Consider the following 22,614-nt stretch of genomic DNA (forward strand, 5'->3'; position numbering starts at 1 on the left):
GAGACTGTTTCTTGCCGTAGTGTAGGAGTTGCGCTGCTTTAAGCTCCATTACTGGCTGCTGTAGAGTCTTTGTTTCATGAATGATCTGATTGCACGTATCGTCGAGTTGGATTGGCAAGGGTACTTTGAACCTCGCTCGCTGGAGCGTGGGTTTGAGTACGCTGGCGAAAATCGTCTTGAAATAAAAGAATTCGGGCATCACAGGCTGATCGCGCATTGCAGGGGGTCTGGGCGTAATGTCTACAGCCTGTCGATTACCCTGGAGGGTGCAACATCCCGTCGGCCGGGCATCATCTGTGTGTGTTCTTGCCCGGTGGCGATCAATTGCAAGCACGCGGCTGCGGTCTTGTTTACGTTGACTGCGCTGTACGAAGAGCTGAACGAGCCGAAGAAGCCGGTGGGTGACCGCCTGAGTCCGCAGCTCGAAAACTGGCTCGAAAGCATCCCCAAGCCCACCCCGCCGGGTGAGGTTCAGCCCAAGAACACCGGCACTTGTTTGCTGTACCAAATCACCCCTGATGTTTATTCCAGTGGCTGGTCATTGGAGGTGTATCGGGCGCGCGTGACGAAAAAAGGCGAGTACAGCGATATCAAGCCTCTGCACTCGATGGATGAGGTATTGCGGCGTGCCCCTGGCTATATGCATGAGCTGGATACCCGCATTGGTCGATTGCTGATGTTGGGCCGATCTTATGCCAGCTATGGCAGCAGTTTTCAGTTGGCCGGTGAGACGGGGGCCGAAATTCTCCAATTGGCGTTAAAAACCCAACGCCTGTTTCTTGAGCTGGGCCCAAGACTGGCGCTTAACCCTGGCCCGGCCCGCACCGCTCGTTTCGATTGGGCCGTGATGCCCGATGGCAATTATTTTCCCCGCTGGATCAGCGACGGGCGCGAGTTGGACGAAGTGCTGCCCCTCCAGCCGCTTCACTATCTTGACCTCGATAACATGACGATCGGGGTGGTCGAGCACGGGCTGGAGGAAAATCTGGCCATGCATCTTTGCGGCTTGCCGATGATTCCAGCTGAGCAAGTCGCGTTATTCAGTCATCGCATCAGTGCGGTGTCCAAGGTGATTCCGCCACCACGCGAGCTGACCGAGCGCGTCGTGGATACGTTGGAGCCCCAAGGGTGTCTTACATTGGGAAGCGACGAATCCTACGTGTACAGCCAGGTCGACTATCGGCGGATGCTCGCCCTGGAACACCGCGCCGCCCTGGCTTTTCGTTACGACACAAGCCTGGTCAGCGGCAAGGGCACTGAGGACATCCTGTTTCTCAATGGCACCGAAACCCAACGCATCCAACGCAAGCCCGCAGCTGAAAAAGCCTTGCGCAAGACGCTCACGAAAATCGGCTTTAAAACGGTCAATCGCAAAAGCGGTGCACTGCCTGTCGGTGCAGGAGAGATGTTCGATCTACCCAACGATGAAGCCTGGCTGGCTTTTGTTGAAAGCCAGCTGTCGGTTCTGCGTGAAGCAGGGTGGGAAGTCGTCATTCATCCGGGGTTTTATTACAATGTGGAGGCTGTTGACGGCTGGTACGCGGACATTGAAGAGTCACCCGGTCACGAGTGGTTCAACCTTGAGCTGGGCATTGAGGTCAATGGCGAGCGGCACAGCCTGTTGCCCATCATGCTCGACTTGATGCGGCGTCAACCCAAACTGCTTGACGCCACCTACATGGCCGAACGTGATGATGATGAGCGCGTGTTGGTCAGTCTGGATGCCCGCACTCATATCAAAGTTGCGCTGCCCTACGGTCGTATCAAACCTCTGATGGCGACCCTCGGCGAACTCTACCTGCGCGCGCCTGAAGGAGACGCACTGCGGCTGAGTGCGCCGGATGCGGCAAGGCTCAGTAACCTGGATGCACTACCTCTGGTCTGGCAGGGCGGCGAGCGATTGCGTGATTTCGCCCAGCGTCTCAAGGGCTCCACCCATGCCCAGGTCTCTGCCCCCGAAGGCCTGAGAGCCGAACTTCGTGGCTATCAACTCGAAGGCCTGAACTGGATGCAAACGCTGCGCGAGCTGGAAGTCGGCGGGATTCTTGGGGATGACATGGGCCTGGGCAAAACCCTACAAACTCTTGCGCACCTGCTCGTGGAAAAACAGGCAGGGCGATTGCAAATGCCCGCATTGGCCGTAATGCCCACCAGCCTGATCCCGAACTGGATCGACGAAGCCACACGGTTCACGCCACAGCTCAGAGTTCTGGCGCTGCACGGTGCACAGCGTCAGGCTGACTTCTTGCGCTTGACCGATTACGACCTGGTACTCACCACCTACGCGCTGTTGCCGCGAGACCTTGAGGTCCTGCAGCCGCAGCGCTGGAGCGTGCTGATCCTCGACGAAGCGCAAAATATCAAGAATCCCAACAGCAAGGCGGCCCAGGCCGCTCGCCAACTGGATGCCGGCCAGCGGCTGTGCCTGAGCGGGACGCCGTTGGAAAACCATTTGGGCGAACTCTGGTCGCTGTTTCACTTCCTGTTGCCGGGATGGCTGGGCGATAGTAAAACCTTCAATCGCGATTACCGCACGCCGATTGAAAAGCACGGCAATGCGCAACGCATGCAGCACCTGACGGCGAGGATCAAACCCTTCCTGTTGCGCCGCAAAAAAGAACAGGTGGCCACCGAGCTGCCGCCCAAGACCGAGATCGTGCACTGGGTGGACTTGAGCGACGCCCAGCGTGACGTGTATGAAACCGTGCGTGTGGCGATGGACAAGAAGGTTCGCGACGAGATCACCCGGCATGGTGTTGCCCGCAGCCAAATCATCATTCTCGAAGCGCTGCTCAAGTTGCGCCAGGTCTGCTGCGACTTGCGCCTGGTCAAGACTGCACCCGCCTCCAAACTGGCCCGGGCCGGTACTGGCAAACTCGGCAGTTTGATGGAGATGCTCGAAGAGTTGCTCAGCGAGGGGCGGCGCGTCCTGCTCTTTTCGCAGTTCACCTCGATGCTGGCATTAATCGAAGAGGAGCTGAAGCAGCGTCAGGTCGACTATTCAATCCTGACCGGTGAAACCCTGGACCGGCGCACACCGGTGAAGGATTTCCAGGACGGCAAGACGCCGTTGTTCCTGATCAGTCTGAAAGCGGGTGGAACCGGCTTGAACTTGACGGCCGCGGATACGGTGATTCATTACGACCCCTGGTGGAACCCGGCCGTGGAAAACCAGGCCACTGACCGGGCCTACCGGATCGGGCAGGATAAGCCGGTATTCGTCTACAAGATGATTGCCCGGGGCACGGTGGAAGAAAAGATTCAGGCGTTGCAATTGGAAAAGGCAGCGCTTGCCGACGGCGTGCTTGAAGGGGGCGCCAGTGCGGGTTGGAAGCTGGAGCAGCGGGATATTGAGGCGCTGTTTGCACCTTTGCCTGGCTAACGACCGCGGCTTGCCCTAATGCCAGTCAGTTAAGGACGAACACTGTACCTGTGGCGAGGGAGCTTGCTCCCGCTGGGCCGCGAAGCGGCCCCAAAAATGGGACTGCTGCGCAGTCCAGCGGGAGCAAGCTCCCTCGCCACAGGTTACTTTTTACCCTTTCTACTTCTTAACTGACGGGCATTAGGGCTTGCCCCCGATGTCGATCCGACAGTCAGCGCTTCTCTTGCTTATTCGGCAACGGTGCAAACAGCGCCTCGATATCCTCATTACCCAACTGCCAATCCCCGGTCGAACGCCCATCCAGCACACCCGCCGCCAGGTCGGATTTTTCCTTCTGCAAATGCTGGATTTTCTCTTCCACCGTGCCTCGGGCAATCATCTTGTAGACGAACACCGGCTTCTCTTGCCCGATGCGGTAGGCACGGTCGGTGGCCTGGTTTTCGGTTGCCGGGTTCCACCAGGGGTCGTAGTGGATCACGGTGTCGGCTTCGGTCAGGTTCAGGCCGACGCCGCCGGCTTTCAGGCTGATCAGAAAAATCTGCAGCTTGCCGCTCTGAAAGTCCTTCACCGGTGTGCGCCGATCGCGTGTCTGGCCGGTCAGCAAGGCGTAGGCGATTTTGCGCTGCTTGAGTTCAGCCTCGATCAGACTCAGCATTGAGGTGAACTGCGAGAACAGCAGGATCCGCCGGCCCTCGGCAAACAATTCCTCAAGCATCTGCATCAAGCTGTCGAGCTTGCCCGAGCTGCTGCCGCGGGCGGGCAGGGCGGCATCGTTGACCAGGCGCAAATCGCAGCACACTTGGCGCAGTTTGAGCAGTGCTTCAAGGATGATGATCTGGCTGCGCGCCACCCCCTTGCGGGTGATCTCGTCGCGGACCTTTTTATCCATGGCCAGGCGCATGGTTTCATACACGTCGCGCTGCGCCTCATTAAGGTCGACCCAGTGGATAATCTCGGTCTTGGGCGGCAGTTCCGTGGCCACCTGTTCCTTGGTGCGGCGCAGCAGGAACGGCTTGATCCGACCGTTGAGGTGCTGCAATCGCACCTCACTGGCGCGTTTTTCAATGGGGACGCGGTAATCGCGGTTGAAGCTTTTCACATCGCCGAGCCAGCCCGGCAACAGGAAGTGGAACAACGACCATAACTCGCCCAGGTGGTTTTCCAGCGGCGTGCCGCTCAGGCACAGGCGCTGCCGCGCATTCAGCTCGCGTGCCGCTTGCGCCGCCTTGCTGGTGGGGTTCTTGATGTACTGGGCTTCATCGAGGATCAGCACATGCAGGGGCAGGGCGGCGAGGGTGTCGATGTCCTTGGGCAGCAGCGCGTAGGTGGTCAACAGCAGGTCATAGTCCTGCAGATTGGCGAAATGTTTCTTACGCCCTGCGCCGTACAGCGCCTGCACCCGCAATTGCGGAGTGAAATGCGCGGCCTCATCGAGCCAATTGGGGATCAGGCTGGTAGGCATGACCACCATGCACGGTCGATTCAGCCGTCCTGCATTTTTTTCCGTAAGAATATGCGCCAGGGTCTGCAAGGTTTTACCCAGGCCCATGTCATCCGCAAGAATCCCGCCCACCTCCAATTGGCGCAGCGACTGCATCCAGCTCAGGCCTTCCACCTGGTAAGGGCGCAAGGTTGCATTCAAGCCTTCAGGCGCCACGCAGGTGAAATCCTTGATATCCCGCAGGCGCTGGGCGAAGTTGCGGATTTTCTCGCCGCCTTCCCATTGCAGCGGCAGATCTTCCAGCGGGTTCAAGCGGACCGCATCGGCCTTGGCCAGGCGCAATGTGGTGGTGCCGGGTTCCTGCAGGTAGAACTCGCCGAGGGTCGCCAGTACCGGCTTCAATCGCCCATAGGGCAGCGCCACTTGCAGCGGACCGTGGCCGTTGGGCAGGCCGGGAATGTTCACCAGGATCAATTCATCATCGCGGCGCCGTGCGAGTTTTTCCGGGTTGAGGATTTCGGTGTGGGAACGCATCAAATTCAGCAGGATGGGCAGCAGGCTCAGCCGTTCGCCGTTGACGATGATACCCAGCTCCAGATCGAACCAGTCCCGCTCGGGGGCTTCATCGACGCTGGCGTACCAGTCGTCCACCGGGCTGAGGTCAAAACCGAAGTCTTCATCGATTTGCAGCTCCCAACCTTCGGCCCGCAGGGCAGGGGACGCGTTGAGGGTGAAATTCAACCAGGCGCTGTCATTGACCATCTCGAACAGCTCGCCGGCGCTTTCCGGCAGGGCCTTGCTCTGGCGCGTGGCGATCTTGAACCCGAGCAGGCGCAGTTGCTCGCGATAGGGCTGTTCCAGCTCGGGATGGCGCTTGATGCGCAGGCTTTGGGTTTCCTGGCGCACGATGATATCGGCGTTCTTTTGCCCGCTGACATAGTTGCCCAGATAGTTGAACGACAGCGCCGCGCGATGCTGGATGTAACGCTGCATCTTGCCATTGCGCGGTTCGAACGCGCTGAACTCCACACTGGCTAGCCACAGGCGCGGCACAGGGCGCACATCCTCCATGACCACCTGCGGCAGTACCACACGGTTATCCAACACCGCCTGCAGTTTTCCCAGCAACTCGGCATCCTGGGCCGCCGCCGGGTAGGCCAGGGTTTCCTGCACCTTGAGCAGCACGGCGGCAATATGTTTGCAATTGGTGTGCACCGGGCAGGTACAGCGGCTGTCCACCAGAATCAGCATGCCCTTGGCCGATTCGCGTAACGAAATGGTCTGTCGGTAGACGTTGCCGCCCGAGCCTTCACAACTGGCGGTGATGGTGCTGTCGCCGGACTCGACGATGCGCACCCGATTCTCCAACGCGTAACGCCGCCCGCGCTCCAGGCTTTGCTCTTTGAAGCGATTGGCCCACGAAGGGGCCAGGGGTTTGGTCAGCGACGCTGTCAGGGGCATGGCGCGGGATCAGTCCTGCATGTCGGGCGGTGGTGCGCTGGGGGGCTTGGCGGTCAGCGAAGTGATCTTGATCAGCAGCGCCAGGTGGCCGCCATCCAGGTAATTGAGCTGGTTGTTCTTGGTGCGTACGTCTTTCTGACTCAGGTGTTCGCTGGCGATCACGCTGCCGTTGCTGTCGAACTGGTTGATCCAGAAGTCGGCGTCGATATCAGTGAAGCGCCCCAGTTGCAGGTTCAGCACGCCCTCGATAGGAAATTGGCCGAATTGCTCCTGGCCGTCGGTGATCGCGATCTTCACTGGCTGTTCGCCGAGGCTCTGTTCCCAGGCCTTGTGCGCAAGCACGGTGTAGTTGGAATCGGCGCGCAGTTTTTCGACGATATTGCCCAGGCGCGGCGGGCTCATTCGCTCGCCCAGGCGCTGCGCACCGCTATCCCAGTTTTCCGGGGCGGCGCGGCTGTTGATCACCGGCTCTGCATTCTGGCGTACCAGGATCATCTCCACCTGGTAGGGGCTGTCGGCAAAGGCCGAAGGCGCGAATACCAGCAACAGCAGGCTCAGAATGCGGAACACGCGCATGGAGGCGTCCTTCAAGCAGATTTCGGAATGAGGCGCTCAAACAGCGCCTCCAGGGTATTGAAGCGTTCTTCGGCGCGTTCCATCGGCACCATGAACTTGAACAGCGTAGCCCCTTCGAACTTGTAGCGGTTGGGCTGGCCCTGGATCAGCTTGATCAGCACCAACGGGTCTACCGGCGTTTGCGCTTCGAATTCGATACGCCCGCCTTGCGGCCCGGCGTCGACTTTCTTGATGCCCAGCTGTTCGGCCTGCAATTTGAGCAGGGTCAGGCGCACCAGGTTCTTGGTCGGTTCCGGCAACAGGCCGAAGCGGTCGATCATTTCCACCTGCAGGTCCTTCAGGCCTTCTTCGTCGGTGGCCGAAGCGATGCGCTTGTACAGGATCAGCCGCGCGTGCACGTCCGGCAGGTAGGCTTCGGGGATCAACGCCGGCAAGCGCAGGTTGATTTCCGGGCCACCGCCCAACGGTTGGTCGAGGTTCGGCTGTTCGCCCTTGCGAATGGCTTTCACCGCGCGCTCGAGCATTTCCATATAAAGGGTGAAGCCCACGGCCTGGATCTGCCCGCTCTGGCCGTCGCCGAGCAGTTCGCCGGCGCCACGGATTTCCAGGTCGTTGGTGGCCAGCACGAAGCCGGCGCCGAGGTCCTGGGTGTTGGCGATCGCTTCCAGGCGCTTTTCCGCGTCGGACGTGATCTGTTGGCGTGGTGGCGTCAACAGGTAGGCGTAGGCCTGGTGGTGACTGCGCCCGACCCGGCCGCGCAGTTGATGCAGTTGGGCCAGGCCGAACTTGTCGGCGCGTTCGATGATAATGGTGTTGGCGCTGGGGACGTCGATACCGGTCTCGATGATGGTCGAGGCGATGAGCACGTTGAAGCGCTTGTGGTAGAAGTCACTCATCACCTGTTCGAGTTCGCGCTCACGCATCTGCCCATGGCCGATGGCGATGCGGGCTTCCGGCACCAGTTCGGCGAGGTCGGCGGCGCACTTCTCGATGGTCTTCACGTCGTTGTGCAGGTAATACACCTGGCCACCGCGCAGCAATTCGCGCAGCAGCGCTTCCTTGACCGTGCTTTTGTTCTGCTCCATCACGAAGGTGCGTACCGACAGCCGGCGTGCCGGTGGCGTGGCGATGATCGACAGGTCGCGCATGCCCGACACCGCCATGTTCAACGTACGCGGAATCGGCGTGGCAGTGAGGGTGAGGATGTCGACTTCGCTGCGCAGGGCCTTGAGCTGTTCTTTCTGACGCACGCCGAAGCGGTGCTCTTCGTCGATGATGACCAGGCCCAGGTTCTTGATCTTCACATCGTCCGAGAGCAGTTTGTGCGTGCCGATCACGATGTCGATCTTGCCTTCGGCGAGGTCGGCGATGGCGGCATTCACTTCCTTGGCGGACTTGAAGCGGCTCATCACTTCCACGCTCACCGGCCAGTCGGCAAAGCGGTCGCGGAAGCTGTTGTAGTGTTGCTGGGCGAGCAGGGTAGTCGGCACGAGGATCGCCACCTGCTTGCCGCCATGCACCGCAATGAACGCCGCGCGCATCGCCACTTCGGTCTTGCCGAAGCCGACGTCGCCACACACCAGGCGGTCCATCGGCTTTGGCGCGAGCATGTCGGCGCGCACGGCGTCGATGGTGGTTTGCTGGTCGGGGGTTTCTTCAAAAGCGAAGCCGGCGCTGAAGGTAGCGTAATCGGCTTTCGGGTCGGCGAACGCATAGCCTTCGCGGGCCGCACGGCGTGCGTAGATGTCGAGCAGTTCGGCGGCGACGTCGCGCACCTGTTCGGCGGCCTTGCGCTTGGCTTTCTGCCAGGTCTCCGAGCCCAGGCGGTGCAACGGCGCCAGGGCGTCATCGCTGCCGGTGTAGCGCGCGATCAAGTGCAGGCTGGCCACCGGCACGTAGAGCTTGGCGCCCTCGGCGTATTCCATGGTGAGGAATTCGGCGGCCTGGTTGTCGATTTCCAGGGTCTGCAAGCCGAGGTAGCGGCCCACACCGTGGTCGATGTGCACCACCGGCGCGCCTTCACGCAACTCGGTGAGGTTCTTGATCACCGCGTCATTGTTGGCGTCGGCGCGTTTTTCACGGCGGCGGCGCTGCATCACGCGCTGGCCGAACAACGGGCTTTCGGCGATCAGCGCCAGGGCCGGGTCGTCCAGTAACAAGCCTTCGTCCAGTGGCGCAATAGTGATCGCCAGGCGCTCTTTGCTTTTTACAAAATCCGGCCAGCTGTCGACGGTCTTCGGGCGCAGCTTGAGGCGTTCAAGCAGCTCCAGCAGGACTTCGCGACGCCCGGCGGATTCGGCGGTGAACAGCACGCGGCCAGGGAAGTCGCCGAGGAAGTTGGACAGCGCTTCGAGCGGCTGCGTGGCTTTGGCCTGGATCGCCAGGTCCGGCAGCGTGCCCGCCGGGAAACGCTCGCGGCCGCTGCCGGCGTCCACATCCTGCTGGCTGGCGACCACACGAGGCCAGTTTTTCAGGCGGGCGAAGCAGTCTTCCACCGGCAGGAACAATTCGGCAGGTGGTAATAACGGCCGGGACGGGTCGACGCGGCGCTCTTCATAGCGGTTGCGTACATCGTTCCAGAAGTTTTCTGCGGCCTGTTCGATGCCTGGCAGCGAGAACACCTGGGTGTCCTGGGGCAGGTAGTCGAAGAGGGTGGAGGTTTCGTCGAAGAACAGCGGCAGGTAGTACTCGATACCGGCCGGTGTAATCCCGCTGCTCAGGTCCTGGAAGATCGGGCAGCGGCGGAAGTCCACGTCGAAGCGCTCGCGAAAGCGTGCCTTGAAGCGCGTGACCGCATCTTTTTGCAGCGGGAATTCCCGCGCCGGCAGCAGCTTGATCGACTCGACCTTGTCGATGGAGCGCTGGTTTTCCGGGTCGAAGGTGCGCAGGGTCTCGATTTCGTCATCGAACAGGTCGATGCGATACGGCAACTTGCTGCCCATCGGGAACAGGTCGATCAATGCGCCGCGTACGGTGAATTCGCCGTGCTCGTACACTGTGTCGACATAGCGGTAGCCCGTAGCCTCCAGGCGCGTGCGCATCTGCTCTACGTCGAGTTTCTGGCCGACATCCAGCACCAGGCTGCTGCCCAACAGGAATTTGGTCGGCGCCAGGCGATGCAGGGCAGTGGTGATCGGCACCACCAGCACGCCGTGAGCCAGTTCTGGCAAACGGTACAGGCTGGCGATGCGCTGGGAAATGATGTCCTGGTGCGGCGAGAAAAGGTCGTAGGGCAGGGTTTCCCAGTCGGGAAAGTGCAGCACCGGCAAATCGGGGGCGAAGAAGCTCAGCTCCTGCTCCAACCGCTCGGCGCTTTGGCTGTCGGCGGTGAGCAGCAGGGTAAAGCGCTTGGCTGCGCTGGCAGCCTCGGCAATGGCCAGGCTCAGGGCGGCACCGGGCAGGTTGCCCCAGTGCTGTTTACCTGCCGCGGCAGGGAGTAGCGGTAGACGCAGAACGGGCACGGAAGGTTGAGCTCCAAGCGTTGCGACAAAGTCGGTAATTGTAGCGGCCAGAGGTGCCGCCTGTCAGTTGCTGACTGTGCCTATTACGGTTTGTTGGAAATGTAGTGGCTAAGACAAACAATCGTCGGTTTTGACTCAATATGTAGTGCCAAAATACGCGAATGTTTAGGAGGGTTACGGACAAGTCGAGCTGCTCGGCAAACTAGTGGCCTTCTGGAACCCGCGTATTTCCTGGGCTGTAGCGGGGTGGTATTTTTTTGCAAGGGGTTTTTGTTGCCTGTCGCGCATTGCTCAACGGGCGGTCGGGCGACATAATGTAGCCCCTTTTTTCTGCCCCTACATGTGGAAGGTTCCCGTGACTCAGAAGCCCGACCAGTGTCTTGGTGAATGGATCGACCGTGAAGCACTCGCAGAAGCGATGATCCCGCTTATCGGCCAGCTGTACCGCAATAACAATGTGGTGAGCTCGATCTATGGCCGCAGCCTGATCAATCAGTCCGTCATCGCGATTCTCAAGGCTCACCGCTTTGCGCGTCACCGTTCCGCCGACGACAGCGAACTCTCCGTCCACGAAACATTCCCACTGCTCAAGGCCATGAGCGAGCTCAAGCTCGGCGCGGCGTCGGTGGACCTGGGCAAGTTGGCGTACAAATTCCGTAAAGAAGGCGCCGGCCGCAGTGCCGAGCAGTTCGTGCGTGAAGAAATGGCCGACGTGGTCGGCCAGCAAAACGCCGCTGCCCGCAAAGGCACCGACGTTGTGCTCTATGGCTTCGGTCGTATCGGCCGTCTGCTGGCGCGCATCCTGATCGAAAAAACCGGCGGCGGCGACGGCCTGCGCCTGCGTGCCATCGTGGTGCGCAAAGGCGCCGAAAACGACCTGACCAAGCGCGCCAGCCTGTTGCGTCGCGATTCGGTACACGGTCCGTTCAACGGCACCATCGTCATCGACGAAGAGAACAACACCATCACCGCCAACGGTAACCTGATCCAGGTGATCTACGCGAAGAACCCGTCCGAGGTGGATTACACCCAGTACGGCATCAAGGACGCCCTGCTGGTGGACAACACCGGCGTATGGCGTGATGCCGAGGGCCTGGGCCAGCACCTGGCCTGCCCGGGTGTTGACCGTGTCGTGCTGACCGCGCCTGGCAAAGGCAAGCTGAAGAACATCGTGCACGGCATCAACCACACTGAAATCACCGCTGACGACAAGATCGTGTCCGCCGCTTCCTGCACCACCAACGCCATCGTGCCGGTGCTCAAGGCAGTGAACGACAAGTTCGGTATCGTCAACGGCCACGTTGAAACCGTTCACTCGTACACCAACGACCAGAACCTGATCGACAACTTCCACAAGGGCGACCGCCGTGGCCGCAGCGCCGCGCTGAACATGGTGATCACCGAGACCGGTGCCGCCACCGCTGCCGCCAAGGCCCTGCCTGAACTGGCCGGCAAGCTGACCGGTAACGCGATCCGTGTGCCGACGCCAAACGTGTCGATGGCCATTCTCAACCTGAACCTTGAGAAAGCCGCCACCCGTGAAGAGATGAACGAGTACCTGCGCTACATGGCGTTGCACTCCGATCTGCATAAGCAAATCGACTTCGTCAATTCCCAGGAAGTGGTGTCCACCGACTTCGTCGGCTCGCGCCACGCCGGTGTGGTAGACGCCGAAGCGACCATCAGCCAGGACAACCGCGTTGTGCTGTACGTGTGGTACGACAACGAGTTCGGTTACAGCTGCCAGGTGGTTCGCGTGATGGAAGACATGGCTGGGGTTAACCCGCCGGCGTTTCCGCGCTAAGCATCAGCAATAAATGAAAAAGCCCCGACTGGTTTGGGGCTTTTTTATGCCTGTGGTTTTGTGGTGTGAGTGAGGGCCTCATCGGGGGCAAGCCCCCTCCCACAATTGATTTGCGAATACATCCAAATGTGGGAGGGGGCTTGCCCTAATGCCAGTCAGTTAAGAAGTAGAAAGGGTAAAAAGTAACCTGTGGCGAGGGAGCAAGCTCCCTCGCCACAGGTACAGTATTCGTCCTTAACTGACTGGCATTAGGGCTTGCCCCCGATAGCGGTAGTCCAGCCACAACTTCAACAACTGACACCATCAGCAAAATAGTTGCCGCATAATGCTCATCCCAGAATCGACGCTGATTGGCGGCCTGTTAGTATGGCAAGACTGGCCTATGACGCGACCAAGGGTTAATGTGCGCGGCGTTGAGCCTTATATAGACTGTGCCCCGGTTCACACACTTGAGCCAAATTGTCCTTCATGCCCGCTGGCCGCGGCATGATTTAGCCAGGCGTCCAACCGTACGCCTGGCCTGTTCTGAGGAGTACGCATGGCTGTCTACAACTACGACGTGGTGGTACTGGGTTCCGGCCCGGCTGGAGAAGGCGCGGCGATGAACGCTGCCAAAGCAGGGCGCAAGGTGGCGATGGTCGATAGCCGTCGCCAGGTCGGCGGTAACTGCACCCACCTGGGTACCATCCCGTCCAAGGCGTTGCGTCACTCCGTGCGCCAGATCATGCAATTCAACACCAACCCGATGTTCCGGGCCATCGGCGAGCCGCGCTGGTTCTCGTTTCCGGACGTGTTGAAGAGCGCTGAAAAGGTCATCTCCAAGCAAGTCGCTTCGCGTACCGGCTACTACGCCCGTAATCGCGTCGACCTGTTCTTCGGCACCGGCAGCTTCGCCGACGAGCAAACCGTCGAAGTGGTCTGCGCCAACGGCGTGGTCGAGAAACTGGTGGCCAAGCACATCATCATCGCCACCGGTTCGCGCCCGTATCGCCCGGCGGACATCGATTTTCACCACCCGCGTATCTACGATAGCGACACCATCCTCAGCCTGGGCCACACCCCACGCAAACTGATCATCTACGGCGCCGGGGTGATCGGCTGCGAATACGCCTCGATCTTCAGCGGCCTGGGTGTGCTGGTGGAGCTGGTGGACAACCGCGACCAGTTGCTGAGCTTCCTCGACTCGGAAATTTCCCAGGCGTTGAGCTACCACTTCAGCAACAACAACATCACCGTGCGCCACAACGAAGAGTACGAGCGTGTCGAAGGCCTGGATAACGGCGTAATCCTGCACCTCAAGTCCGGCAAGAAGATCAAGGCCGACGCCTTGCTCTGGTGCAACGGGCGTACCGGCAACACCGACAAGCTGGGCATGGAAAACATCGGGGTCAAGGTCAACAGCCGTGGCCAGATCGAGGTGGACGAGAACTACCGCACCTGCGTGCCGAACATCTACGGCGCCGGTGACGTGATCGGCTGGCCAAGCCTGGCCAGCGCCGCCCATGACCAGGGTCGTTCGGCTGCTGGCAGCATTGTCGACAACGGCAGCTGGCGCTACGTGAACGACGTGCCGACCGGGATCTACACCATTCCCGAGATCAGCTCGATCGGCAAGAACGAGCACGAACTGACCAAGGCCAAGGTGCCTTACGAAGTGGGCAAGGCGTTCTTCAAGAGCATGGCGCGTGCGCAGATCGCCGGTGAGCCGCAAGGCATGCTGAAGATTCTGTTCCACCGCGAGACGCTGGAAGTGCTCGGCGTGCATTGCTTCGGCTATCAGGCGTCGGAGATCGTGCACATCGGCCAGGCAATCATGAACCAGCCCGGCGAGCAAAATACCCTGAAGTATTTTGTGAACACCACGTTCAACTACCCGACCATGGCTGAAGCCTATCGGGTAGCGGCCTACGACGGCCTCAACCGGCTTTTTTGAGCGGCTCCGGCCGGTGGCCTGAGCCGGCCGGGGAGACCGATTTCAGTAATTCCCGAGGGTGGCAGTGGCCAAACCGGGAAAGTCTGTAATCAGGCTATCTACGCCGAAGTCGGCGAGCCTGCGCATCAGCGCAGGTTCGTTGACCGTCCAAACGGATACGTGCAGGCCCTGACGCTGGGCTTTTTCCAGCCGCTCGGGGGTGCACAACGTCCAGTTCAATGCCAGGAACTCACAACCGTAGTTCTGCGCGACCTTCAACGGGTCGAGCCAGGCGTATTCGGCCACCAGCCCGCGTGACAGGTCTGGGGTGAGGTCAACCGCCGCTTTCAAGACTTCCCGTGAACTTGAGGTCACCGTGACCTTGTCCATCAGGCCAAACCGCACGGCCATCTCGCGGATCGCCAACACGGTGGTCGCAGCGCGAGTGCGCGAAGCGCTTTTGACTTCCAGTTGCCAATGATCGAAGTCGCACTGTTCGAACAACTCTTCCAGGCGCGGGATCGGGCATGGGTTGACCCAGCCTGGGCCGCCTTTGCGTGCGTCCATCTTCACCAGGTCCGCCGCCGAATACTCGACGACTTTGCCGCGCCGGTCAGTGGTGCGCTTGAGGGTCGGGTCGTGGATGACCATCAGCTCGCCGTCCATGGACAGGTGCAGATCCAGTTCGCAGCGGCGCACGCCGTGTTTGAGGCATTCCTGAAAGCTGGTCAGGGTGTTTTCCGGTGCTTCGCCTTTGGCACCGCGATGGCCGTAAATCAGGGTCACAATTGCTCCTTTGCGCCAGGCTCGCTGGCGTCGTGAATACGCATTCAGAGTTCGTCGCTTTGTTCTCGCGCCAGGCGACGTTCCTGCGCCTGTTTCTGCAGGATGTAGCGCGCCAGCAGTTGGCGTTGGGCATCGGTCATGGATTCGAACTCCGTGCCCACGTCAAAGCGCTCGCCCTTGGGATCGCAATGGGTCACCCGCGCGCGCAGCAGCAGGCCGAGGGCCTGGGGCATCAGCACCAGCTTGACCGCCAGGTGAGTGTCCGGGGCCAGCGCCACAGGGTGCTGGAAGTCGATGCCGCCTTCGGAAAGGATCACCGGCTGCGGCGCGCCCACCTCGCCGAGCAGCCCGCGAGCCATGACCTGGCTGAGCAGGTCCAGGCGTTTGTTCTGCACTTTGAGGAACGCCGCCAGGCTGCGGTCTTTTTCGTTGATCTGGCGCAGCAGGTGCTGGGCCTCGAATTCGCTGAGGTGCAGTTCACTGAGCAGATTGAACAGCGGCGAATCATCCAGCAACACTTCCTTGCTCGCCGCGTCGGGGGCCGACAGGGGTTTGATTTGGAGTGCGATCATGTCGTCGATACGGTAGTATTCGCGGCGCTCTTCTTCATCTAATGTCGACATGGCGAACCCCAGGTAACGGTAATGGTCTGAGTGTAAAGCTGCTGACCAGACCCCGCCACCGGGACGTCTTCTTTTCCTCCGAACAAGCCCCGACATGTTCAGACCTCTCTTCGTATTTATTGGCACGCGTTACACCCGTGCAAAGCGTCGCAATCATTTTGTGTCGTTCATTTCCCTGACCTCGATGATCGGTCTCGCCCTGGGCGTGGTCGTGATGATTGTGGTGCTGTCGGTGATGAACGGCTTCGATCATGAGATGCGCACCCGCGTGCTGGGCATGGTGCCCCACGCGACCATCGAGGGCGACGCGCCCATCAGTGACTGGCAAAGCCTGGCCGCCAAGGTCAAGCAGAACCCCAAGGTGCTGGCCGTTGCGCCGTTTACTCAGATGCAAGGGCTGCTGACCAACGACGGCAAGGTGCAGAAAATCCTGCTCAATGCCGTCGACCCGGCCCAGGAGCGCAATGTCTCGATCATCGACAAGTTCATGTTGCAGGGCAAACTCGACGATCTGGCGCCGGGCAGCTTCGGCATCGTCATCGGCGACAAGGCCGCTGCCAAGCTCGGTGTGGGCGTCGGCGACAAGCTGACCTTCGTCGCGCCGGAGGTCACCGTGACCCCGGCCGGCATGTTCCCGCGCATGAAGCGCTTTACCGTGGTCGGCACCTTCCATGTCGGCGCCGGCGAGATCGACGGCTACCTCGGCTTGACCAACCTCACTGACCTGGCGCGCCTGCATCGCTGGCAGCCGGACCAGGTGCAGGGCCTGCGCCTGAAGTTCAACGACCTGTTCGAGGCACCGCGCGGCGCCTGGGAAATCGCCCAGCATCTGGGCGAATCGCAGTATTACGCCCGCGACTGGACCCGCACCCACGGCAACCTGTACCAGGCCATCCGCATGGAAAAAGCCATGATTGGCCTGTTGTTGCTGCTGATCGTCGCCGTGGCCGCCTTCAACATCATCTCCACGCTGGTGATGGTGGTGAATGACAAGAAGGGCGACATCGCCATCCTGCGCACCCTCGGCGCCACGCCGGGGCAGATCATGGCGATCTTCATGGTGCAAGGCACGGTGATCGGCGTGGTCGGCACCCTGATCGGCACCGCCTTGGGGATTCTGGCCGCACTGAATGTCAGCGCCGCCATCGCCTTGCTTGAAAAAGTGCTCGGCCACAAGTTCCTCAACGCCGACGTCTACTTCATCGACTACTTGCCGTCCCAGGTTCAGGCCCAGGACGTGTTGATGGTGGGCGGCGCCGCGTTGGTCCTGAGTTTCCTTGCCACCCTGTATCCAGCCTGGCGCGCGGCACGCACCCAGCCAGCACAGGCATTACGTTATGAGTGAATCGGGCATGAGTGAAAAAGCAATCCTGAGCTGCCGCAACCTGGGCAAATCCTACGAGGAAGGCCCGGAATCCGTGGTGGTGCTGGCCAACCTGCAGCTTGAACTGCATCCGGGCGAGCGCGTGGCGATCGTCGGCAGTTCCGGTTCCGGCAAAAGTACCTTGCTCAACCTGTTGGGCGGCCTCGATACGCCGTCCCAGGGCAGCGTGTGGCTGGCCGGTGAAGAGCTGTCTGCCTTGAATGAAAAGGCCCGCGGCCAACTGCGCAACCGTTCGCTGGGCTTCGTGTATCAATTCCACCACCTGTTGCCGGAATTCACCGCCCTGGAAAACGTGTGCATGCCGCTGTTGATCGGCAAGACCGCGATCCCGGAGGCGCGCCAGCGTGCCACGGCCTTGCTGGAACGCGTCGGCCTCGGCCATCGCCTGGAGCACAAACCGGCCGAGCTGTCCGGCGGCGAGCGCCAGCGCGTGGCAATTGCCCGTGCGCTGGTGAACAACCCAGGCCTGGTGATGCTCGATGAGCCTACCGGTAACCTCGACTCCCACACGGCCCAGGGCATCAAGGACTTGATGCTGGAGCTGAGCACCCAGATGCGCACCGCGTTCCTGGTGGTGACCCATGACATGAGCATGGCCCGCCAGATGGACCGAGTACTGCACTTGCAGGAAGGTCATCTGGTCGCTATCTGACCTGTTGCAAGCCCGTTTTTTTGAAACCGGGCTTTTTCATTTTTTCAACGGTGCCCGCGAATGTTCAGACCGTTATCGATTTTCATCGGCACGCGCTATACCCGCGCCAAGCGCCGCAACCGTTTTGTCTCGTTTATCTCGATGACCTCGATGATCGGCCTCGCCCTGGGCGTGTTGGCGATGATCGTGGTGCTCTCGGTGATGAACGGCTTCCAGCGCGAAATGAGCTCGCGCATCCTCGGCATGGTGCCCCACGCCACCATCGTGGGGGTGAACCCGATCGATGATTGGCAGCCGGTGGCCGCTGCTGCAATGAAGAACCCGCAGGTCACGGCAGCGGTACCGTTCACCCAGATGGACGGTATGTTCTCCTACAAAGGCGCGATGCAGCCGATTGAGATCAACGGCGTCGACCCGGCCCAGGAAGGCAAGGTGTCGATCGTGGCCCAGCATATCGTGCGCGGCAAACTGGAAGACTTGAAAACCGGTGAGTTTGGCGTGGTGATCGGCGACATCACCGCGCGTCGCTTTCGGCTGAACGTGGGCGACAAACTGACCTTGATCGTCCCGGAAATCAGCACCGCGCCGGGCGGGATCACCCCGCGCATGCAGCGTTTGAACGTGGTGGGTATCTTCAAGGTGGGCGCCGAGCTGGACGGCTCCATGGCCTTGATCAACAAGGCCGATGCGGCCGAAATCCAGCATTGGCAACCCAACCAGGTGCAGAGCGTACGCCTGGCAGTGACAGACCTGTACGCGGCGCCCAAGGTCTCGGCCGATATCGCCGCCAGCCTCGGCGCGGCGTATAAGGCGGACGACTGGACCCACACCCAGGGCAGCCTGTTCAGCGCGATGAAAATGGAAAAGACCATGATCGGCCTGCTGTTGCTGATGATCGTCGCGGTGGCCGCGTTCAACATCATCGCCACCTTGATCATGGTGGTGAACGACAAGGGCGCGGACATCGCGATCCTGCGCACCATCGGCGCCACGCCCCGCCAGATCATGGCGATCTTCATGGTGCAGGGCACGGTGATCGGCGTTGTCGGCACCCTGATCGGCGGCGTGCTGGGGGTGATTGCGGCGCTGAACGTGAGCGAACTGGTGGGCTGGCTGGAGCGGGTGAGCGGGCAGCATATCTTCAGTTCGGATGTGTACTTCGTCAGCAACCTGCCGTCCGAGCTGCAAGGTGGAGATGTGTTGCTGATTTGCTCGGCGGGGTTTGTGTTGAGCTTTCTGGCAACGATCTACCCGGCGTATCGGGCGGCGAAGATCGAGCCGGCGCATGCGCTGAGATATTCGTAATATTTGAGACCGCTATCGGGAGCAAGCCCCCTCCCACAGTGGTCCTCATTTGCAGGAAGAATGAGGTCAAAATGTGGGAGGGGGCTTGCTCCCGATAGGGCCGGCCCAGCCTGCATCAATCCCCCTGGGGCAACTCAATCACAAACCGCGTCCACCCCACCCCGGACTCACAAAAAATCCGCCCCCCATGCGCCCGCACTATCGACTGGGTAATCGCCAACCCCAGCCCCGCGTGTTCGCTGCTGCCTTCATGGCGCGCCGGGTCGGCCCGGTAGAACCGATCGAACAACCGCGGTAGCAACTGCGCTGGAATGCCTTCCCCGGTGTTCTCAATCGTGAGTGTCACGCCGTCCAACATGCGTACCCGCACTTCGCCGCCCGCTGGCGTAAATCGCAGCGCGTTATCGAGCAGGTTCGACAGCGCCCGACGCAACATACCGCGATCACCCATCGTATGGGCTGTACCTTCTCGCACCAGGCTGACGTGGGCGTCTTCGGCCAGCAACGCAAAAAACTCCAACAACGCCTCCACTTCATCGGCCAGCGCCAAAGGCTCGCGCTTGGGCACCAGCAAACCGTGATCGGCCTTGGCCAGGTACAGCATGTCGTTCACCAACTGCGCCATCCGCTGCAGTTCCTCCAGGTTGCTGTGCAGCGCTTCGCGGTAGTCCTCCAAGGGGCGCGGCTGGGTCAGGATGACCTGGGTCTGAGTCAGCAGGTTCGACAGCGGTGTGCGCAACTCGTGGGCGATATCGGCGGAGAAGGCCGAGAGGCGCTGGAACGCGTCGTCCAGGCGGCCCAGCATGGCATTGAAGGTTTGGGCCAGCTCCGCCAGTTCTGCTGGCATTTGCTGTTGCGGCAAGCGTTGCGTCAGGGAATGCGCGGACACGCCGGCGGCGACTTCAGCCATGCGCCGCAATGGCCGCAACCCGCTGCGCGCCGCCCAGGCGCCGAGCAGTGCGGTGGCCAGGGCCGAGAGGCCGACGGTCAGCCAGATCAAGCGCTGCATGCGTTGCAGGAAATGCTGGTGATGGGTGATGTCGAGTATCAGGGTCAATTGCGCCGAGCCGGGTTGGCCAGGGTTCAGCGGCGCGTTATACACGCGGTAGGCGGTGCCAGCGTTTTGCAGGCTATGCAGGCCGGGGGCCTCGGGCAACGCCACGCCCGGCGCATCGTCAAGCCAGCGCTGGCCGGCCGCCGTGATGCGCAAGGCGAGGTCGGGTTGGTGGCTGAGGTCGGCGCGCAGTTGGGGTTCGCGCTGGGCGAAGGCGTGCGGCGAGTCGACCCCCTGCAACGTGCTGCGCAGCGCCACGAGTTTGCTGTCCAATTGCTGCTGGTCCAGCTCGATGAAGTGCGCCTCGCTGGCATGGTTGAACAGCACGCCGGCCAGCAGCGAGACCACGGCGGTGCAGGCGGCAAACAGCAGCGCCAGGCGGCTGGCGAGGGACAAACGCTTGATCAAGTGAAGCGCTCCTCGAGTACATAGCCCATGCCGCGCACGGTGTGAATCAGCTTGTTGGGAAAGGCGTCGTCGACTTTCAGGCGCAGGCGGCGGATCGCCACTTCGATGATGTTGGTGTCGCTGTCGAAATTCATGTCCCACACCTGCGAGGCGATCAGGGATTTGGGCAGCACTTCGCCCTGGCGGCGCAGCAGCAGCTCCAGCAGGGCAAACTCCTTGGCGGTGAGGTCGATACGCTGGCCGCTGCGCTCAACGCGGCGACGGATAAGGTCCAGGCGCAGGTCGGTCAGTTGCAGGCAGGTTTCCTGCGGTGCACTGCTGCCGCGCCGTAACAGGCTGCGTACGCGGGCGAGCAGTTCGGAAAAGGCGAAGGGCTTGACCAGGTAATCGTCGGCGCCCAGCTCCAGGCCGTGCACGCGATCCGCCACCGCGTCGCGCGCGGTGAGGAACAACACCGGAATGTCCAGGCCGGCACTGCGCACCGCTTGCAGGATTTGCCAGCCGTCACGACCGGGCAGCATCACATCGAGGATCAATAAGTCATAGTCGCCAGTCAGCGCCAGGTGCTGCCCGCTGATACCGTCGGCCACCAGTTCGGTGGTGAACCCGGCTTCGGCCAGGCCCTGGCGCAGATAGTGGCCGGTTTTCGGTTGGTCTTCGACAATCAGCAGCTTCATTCAGGGCTCTTGGTAGTTGGGTACAGGGCTATGTAGGAGCGAGCTTGCTCGCGAAAAACGCCAACGATAACGTGGGCTGTCTGGCTTAACGTGTTGTGCTTAAGCCCTTCGCGAGCAAGCTCGCTCCTACAAAAAAACATCGGGCTTTATACCGTGGGTTTCAGGGTATGGGCGCAAGCTGACAAAGTTGTAATCTAGCAGTCAGTTGGCTGGCAGCGAGGCCCTCTTAAAGTGCTGGCCAAGCGAGTCACCCATTTGGAGAGTCAAAGATGGCGTTGCGTATACCTGTGTTCCTGGCGGGCTGCCTGTTGGCGCTGAGTTTCGATGCCGTGGCCGATGGGGCCCACACCTATGCTTTCGGCCAGCCGGCCGCAGCGGCCACAGCCGCGCGCACAGTTGAGGTGACCCTGCAGGATATTTCCTTTTCGCCCAAGTCCCTCGACGTCAAGGCCGGTGAGACGGTGCGCTTTGTGCTGGTCAATAAAGGCCGGTTGCTGCATGAGTTCAACCTCGGCGACGCGGCCATGCACGCCGAACACCAGAAGGAAATGTTACAGATGCAGGCCAGCGGCATGCTTACGGCCACCGGTATGGGAGAAATGGACCACAGTAAAATGGACCATGGCGCGATGAAGCACGATGATCCGAACAGTGTGCTGGTCGAGCCCGGCAAAACCGCCGAGCTGACCTGGAAGTTCTCCAAAGCCACTGACCTTGAGTTCGCCTGCAATCTTCCCGGGCATTACCAGGCGGGCATGGTCGGCAAACTGACCGTTGAGTAAGGCGTTCCTTAAGGGCGCGGGCAAAGGCTGGTAGACTTGTGCGGTTTATTTAGCCAGGTTTCCGCCATGCATCCCGCAGCCGAACATTCGCCGCTGGGCAAGTCCAGTGAATACATATCCACTTACACCCCTTCGTTGCTGTTCCCGATCCCTCGCGCCGCCAAATGGGCCGAGCTGGGCCTGAGCGCCGAGACCCTGCCTTACAAGGGCGTGGATTTCTGGAACTGCTTCGAACTGTCCTGGTTGCTGCCGTCCGGTAAACCGGTGGTGGCCATCGGTGAGTTCAGCATCCCGGCCGACTCGCCGAACATCATCGAGTCCAAGTCCTTCAAGCTGTACCTCAACTCGTTGAACCAGACCGCGTTTGCCGATACGCCGAGCCTGGAAGCCACCTTGCGCGCCGACCTCACTGCCGCCGCCGGCAAACCGGTGAGCGTGCGCATTCGCAGCCTGGCCGAGATCGAGGCTGAGGGTGTGATGGCGTTGCCGGGTGTGTGCATCGATGATCTGGATATCAATGTCAGCAGCTACGAGCACCCGCGTCCGGAATTGTTGCGCTGTGACGATTCGCGGGTAGTGGAAGAGAGCGTGCACAGCCACCTGCTCAAATCCAACTGCCCGGTCACCAGCCAGCCCGATTGGGGCAGCGTGGTGGTGGAGTACCGTGGCGCGGCGCTGGATCACGCCAGCCTGCTGGAATACCTGGTGAGCTTTCGCCAGCACTCGGACTTCCATGAGCAGTGCGTGGAACGCATCTTCCTGGACCTGCTGCGCTTGCTCAAGCCTGAGAAGTTGACCGTGTATGCGCGGTATGTGCGGCGGGGTGGGTTGGATATCAACCCGTATCGCAGCACCGAAGAGGTGGCGTTTCAGAACGTACGCCTGGCGCGCCAGTAGCCTGCACAC

Annotated in this window: 15 protein-coding genes; 8 read left to right on the forward strand and 7 right to left on the reverse strand. The window is 60.9% G+C overall.

Annotated elements, in window-relative coordinates:
* Window positions 1-76: 76 nt before the first annotated feature.
* Window positions 77-3,382: a DEAD/DEAH box helicase gene (locus C4J88_RS07465; protein ID WP_124406602.1), complete on the forward strand. Its 3,306-nt coding sequence runs from the start codon at window positions 77-79 to the stop codon at window positions 3,380-3,382.
* 211 nt (window positions 3,383-3,593) lie between these two features.
* Here the strand turns inward: C4J88_RS07465 and C4J88_RS07470 are convergent, their stop codons facing one another.
* Genes C4J88_RS07470 through mfd form a run of 3 tightly spaced genes read right to left on the reverse strand, consistent with a single transcriptional unit; the run spans window position 3,594 to window position 10,321 of the window.
* Window positions 3,594-6,284, reverse strand: a complete 2,691-nt coding sequence (locus C4J88_RS07470) for a DEAD/DEAH box helicase (RefSeq protein WP_124406603.1) — start codon at window positions 6,282-6,284, stop codon at window positions 3,594-3,596.
* A gap of 9 nt (window positions 6,285-6,293) precedes the next feature.
* The gene (locus tag C4J88_RS07475) at window positions 6,294-6,860 is read right to left on the reverse strand and encodes a CsiV family protein (RefSeq protein ID WP_124366276.1); all 567 of its coding nucleotides are present in this window, start codon (window positions 6,858-6,860) and stop codon (window positions 6,294-6,296) included.
* 11 nt (window positions 6,861-6,871) lie between these two features.
* Window positions 6,872-10,321 (reverse strand): transcription-repair coupling factor, encoded by a 3,450-nt coding sequence (mfd, locus tag C4J88_RS07480; protein WP_124406604.1) that lies wholly within the window; start codon window positions 10,319-10,321, stop codon window positions 6,872-6,874.
* Between the two features lie 340 nt (window positions 10,322-10,661).
* On the opposite strand from mfd, the gene C4J88_RS07485 reads away from it, so the two are divergent.
* Together C4J88_RS07485 and sthA are read left to right on the forward strand one after the other, a co-directional pair.
* Window positions 10,662-12,125, forward strand: coding sequence for a glyceraldehyde-3-phosphate dehydrogenase (locus tag C4J88_RS07485; RefSeq protein ID WP_124361805.1), 1,464 nt, complete (start codon window positions 10,662-10,664; stop codon window positions 12,123-12,125).
* Between the two features lie 538 nt (window positions 12,126-12,663).
* Window positions 12,664-14,058: a Si-specific NAD(P)(+) transhydrogenase gene (gene sthA / locus C4J88_RS07490; RefSeq protein ID WP_003189670.1), complete on the forward strand. Its 1,395-nt coding sequence runs from the start codon at window positions 12,664-12,666 to the stop codon at window positions 14,056-14,058.
* Window positions 14,059-14,100: 42 nt separating this feature from the next.
* On the opposite strand, the gene C4J88_RS07495 is transcribed toward sthA, so the two are convergent.
* Window positions 14,101-14,823: a glycerophosphodiester phosphodiesterase family protein gene (locus tag C4J88_RS07495; protein WP_124361806.1), complete on the reverse strand. Its 723-nt coding sequence runs from the start codon at window positions 14,821-14,823 to the stop codon at window positions 14,101-14,103.
* 44 nt (window positions 14,824-14,867) lie between these two features.
* The gene (locus tag C4J88_RS07500; protein ID WP_124361807.1) at window positions 14,868-15,446 is read right to left on the reverse strand and encodes a PilZ domain-containing protein; all 579 of its coding nucleotides are present in this window, start codon (window positions 15,444-15,446) and stop codon (window positions 14,868-14,870) included.
* 94 nt (window positions 15,447-15,540) lie between these two features.
* Here C4J88_RS07500 and C4J88_RS07505 point away from each other — a divergent pair, with 94 nt between their 5' ends.
* Genes C4J88_RS07505 through C4J88_RS07515 form a run of 3 tightly spaced genes read left to right on the forward strand, consistent with a single transcriptional unit; the run spans window position 15,541 to window position 18,787 of the window.
* Window positions 15,541-16,791 (forward strand): lipoprotein-releasing ABC transporter permease subunit, encoded by a 1,251-nt coding sequence (locus C4J88_RS07505; protein ID WP_124366280.1) that lies wholly within the window; start codon window positions 15,541-15,543, stop codon window positions 16,789-16,791.
* 7 nt (window positions 16,792-16,798) lie between these two features.
* Window positions 16,799-17,482, forward strand: a complete 684-nt coding sequence (lolD, locus tag C4J88_RS07510; RefSeq protein ID WP_164484517.1) for a lipoprotein-releasing ABC transporter ATP-binding protein LolD — start codon at window positions 16,799-16,801, stop codon at window positions 17,480-17,482.
* Between the two features lie 60 nt (window positions 17,483-17,542).
* Window positions 17,543-18,787 carry a lipoprotein-releasing ABC transporter permease subunit gene (locus C4J88_RS07515; protein ID WP_124406605.1) on the forward strand — a complete coding sequence of 415 codons (1,245 nt, stop codon included), beginning with the start codon at window positions 17,543-17,545 and terminating at the stop codon, window positions 18,785-18,787.
* A gap of 115 nt (window positions 18,788-18,902) precedes the next feature.
* Here the strand turns inward: C4J88_RS07515 and C4J88_RS07520 are convergent, their stop codons facing one another.
* Window positions 18,903-20,249, reverse strand: a complete 1,347-nt coding sequence (locus tag C4J88_RS07520) for a heavy metal sensor histidine kinase (protein WP_124406606.1) — start codon at window positions 20,247-20,249, stop codon at window positions 18,903-18,905.
* Window positions 20,246-20,926, reverse strand: coding sequence for a heavy metal response regulator transcription factor (locus C4J88_RS07525; protein ID WP_124366284.1), 681 nt, complete (start codon window positions 20,924-20,926; stop codon window positions 20,246-20,248). The genes C4J88_RS07520 and C4J88_RS07525 overlap by 4 nt, the downstream gene beginning before the upstream one ends.
* Window positions 20,927-21,195: 269 nt before the next feature.
* Between C4J88_RS07525 and C4J88_RS07530 the strand changes: the two genes are divergently transcribed.
* Entirely contained in the window at window positions 21,196-21,708 is a 513-nt protein-coding gene (locus tag C4J88_RS07530) for a plastocyanin/azurin family copper-binding protein (RefSeq protein WP_124406607.1), read from the forward strand.
* Window positions 21,709-21,774: 66 nt separating this feature from the next.
* The gene (gene queF, locus C4J88_RS07535) at window positions 21,775-22,605 is read left to right on the forward strand and encodes an NADPH-dependent 7-cyano-7-deazaguanine reductase QueF (RefSeq protein WP_124406608.1); all 831 of its coding nucleotides are present in this window, start codon (window positions 21,775-21,777) and stop codon (window positions 22,603-22,605) included.
* Window positions 22,606-22,614 lie beyond the last annotated feature (9 nt).

Source organism: Pseudomonas sp. R4-39-08, assembly GCF_003852275.1.
Classification (GTDB): domain Bacteria; phylum Pseudomonadota; class Gammaproteobacteria; order Pseudomonadales; family Pseudomonadaceae; genus Aquipseudomonas.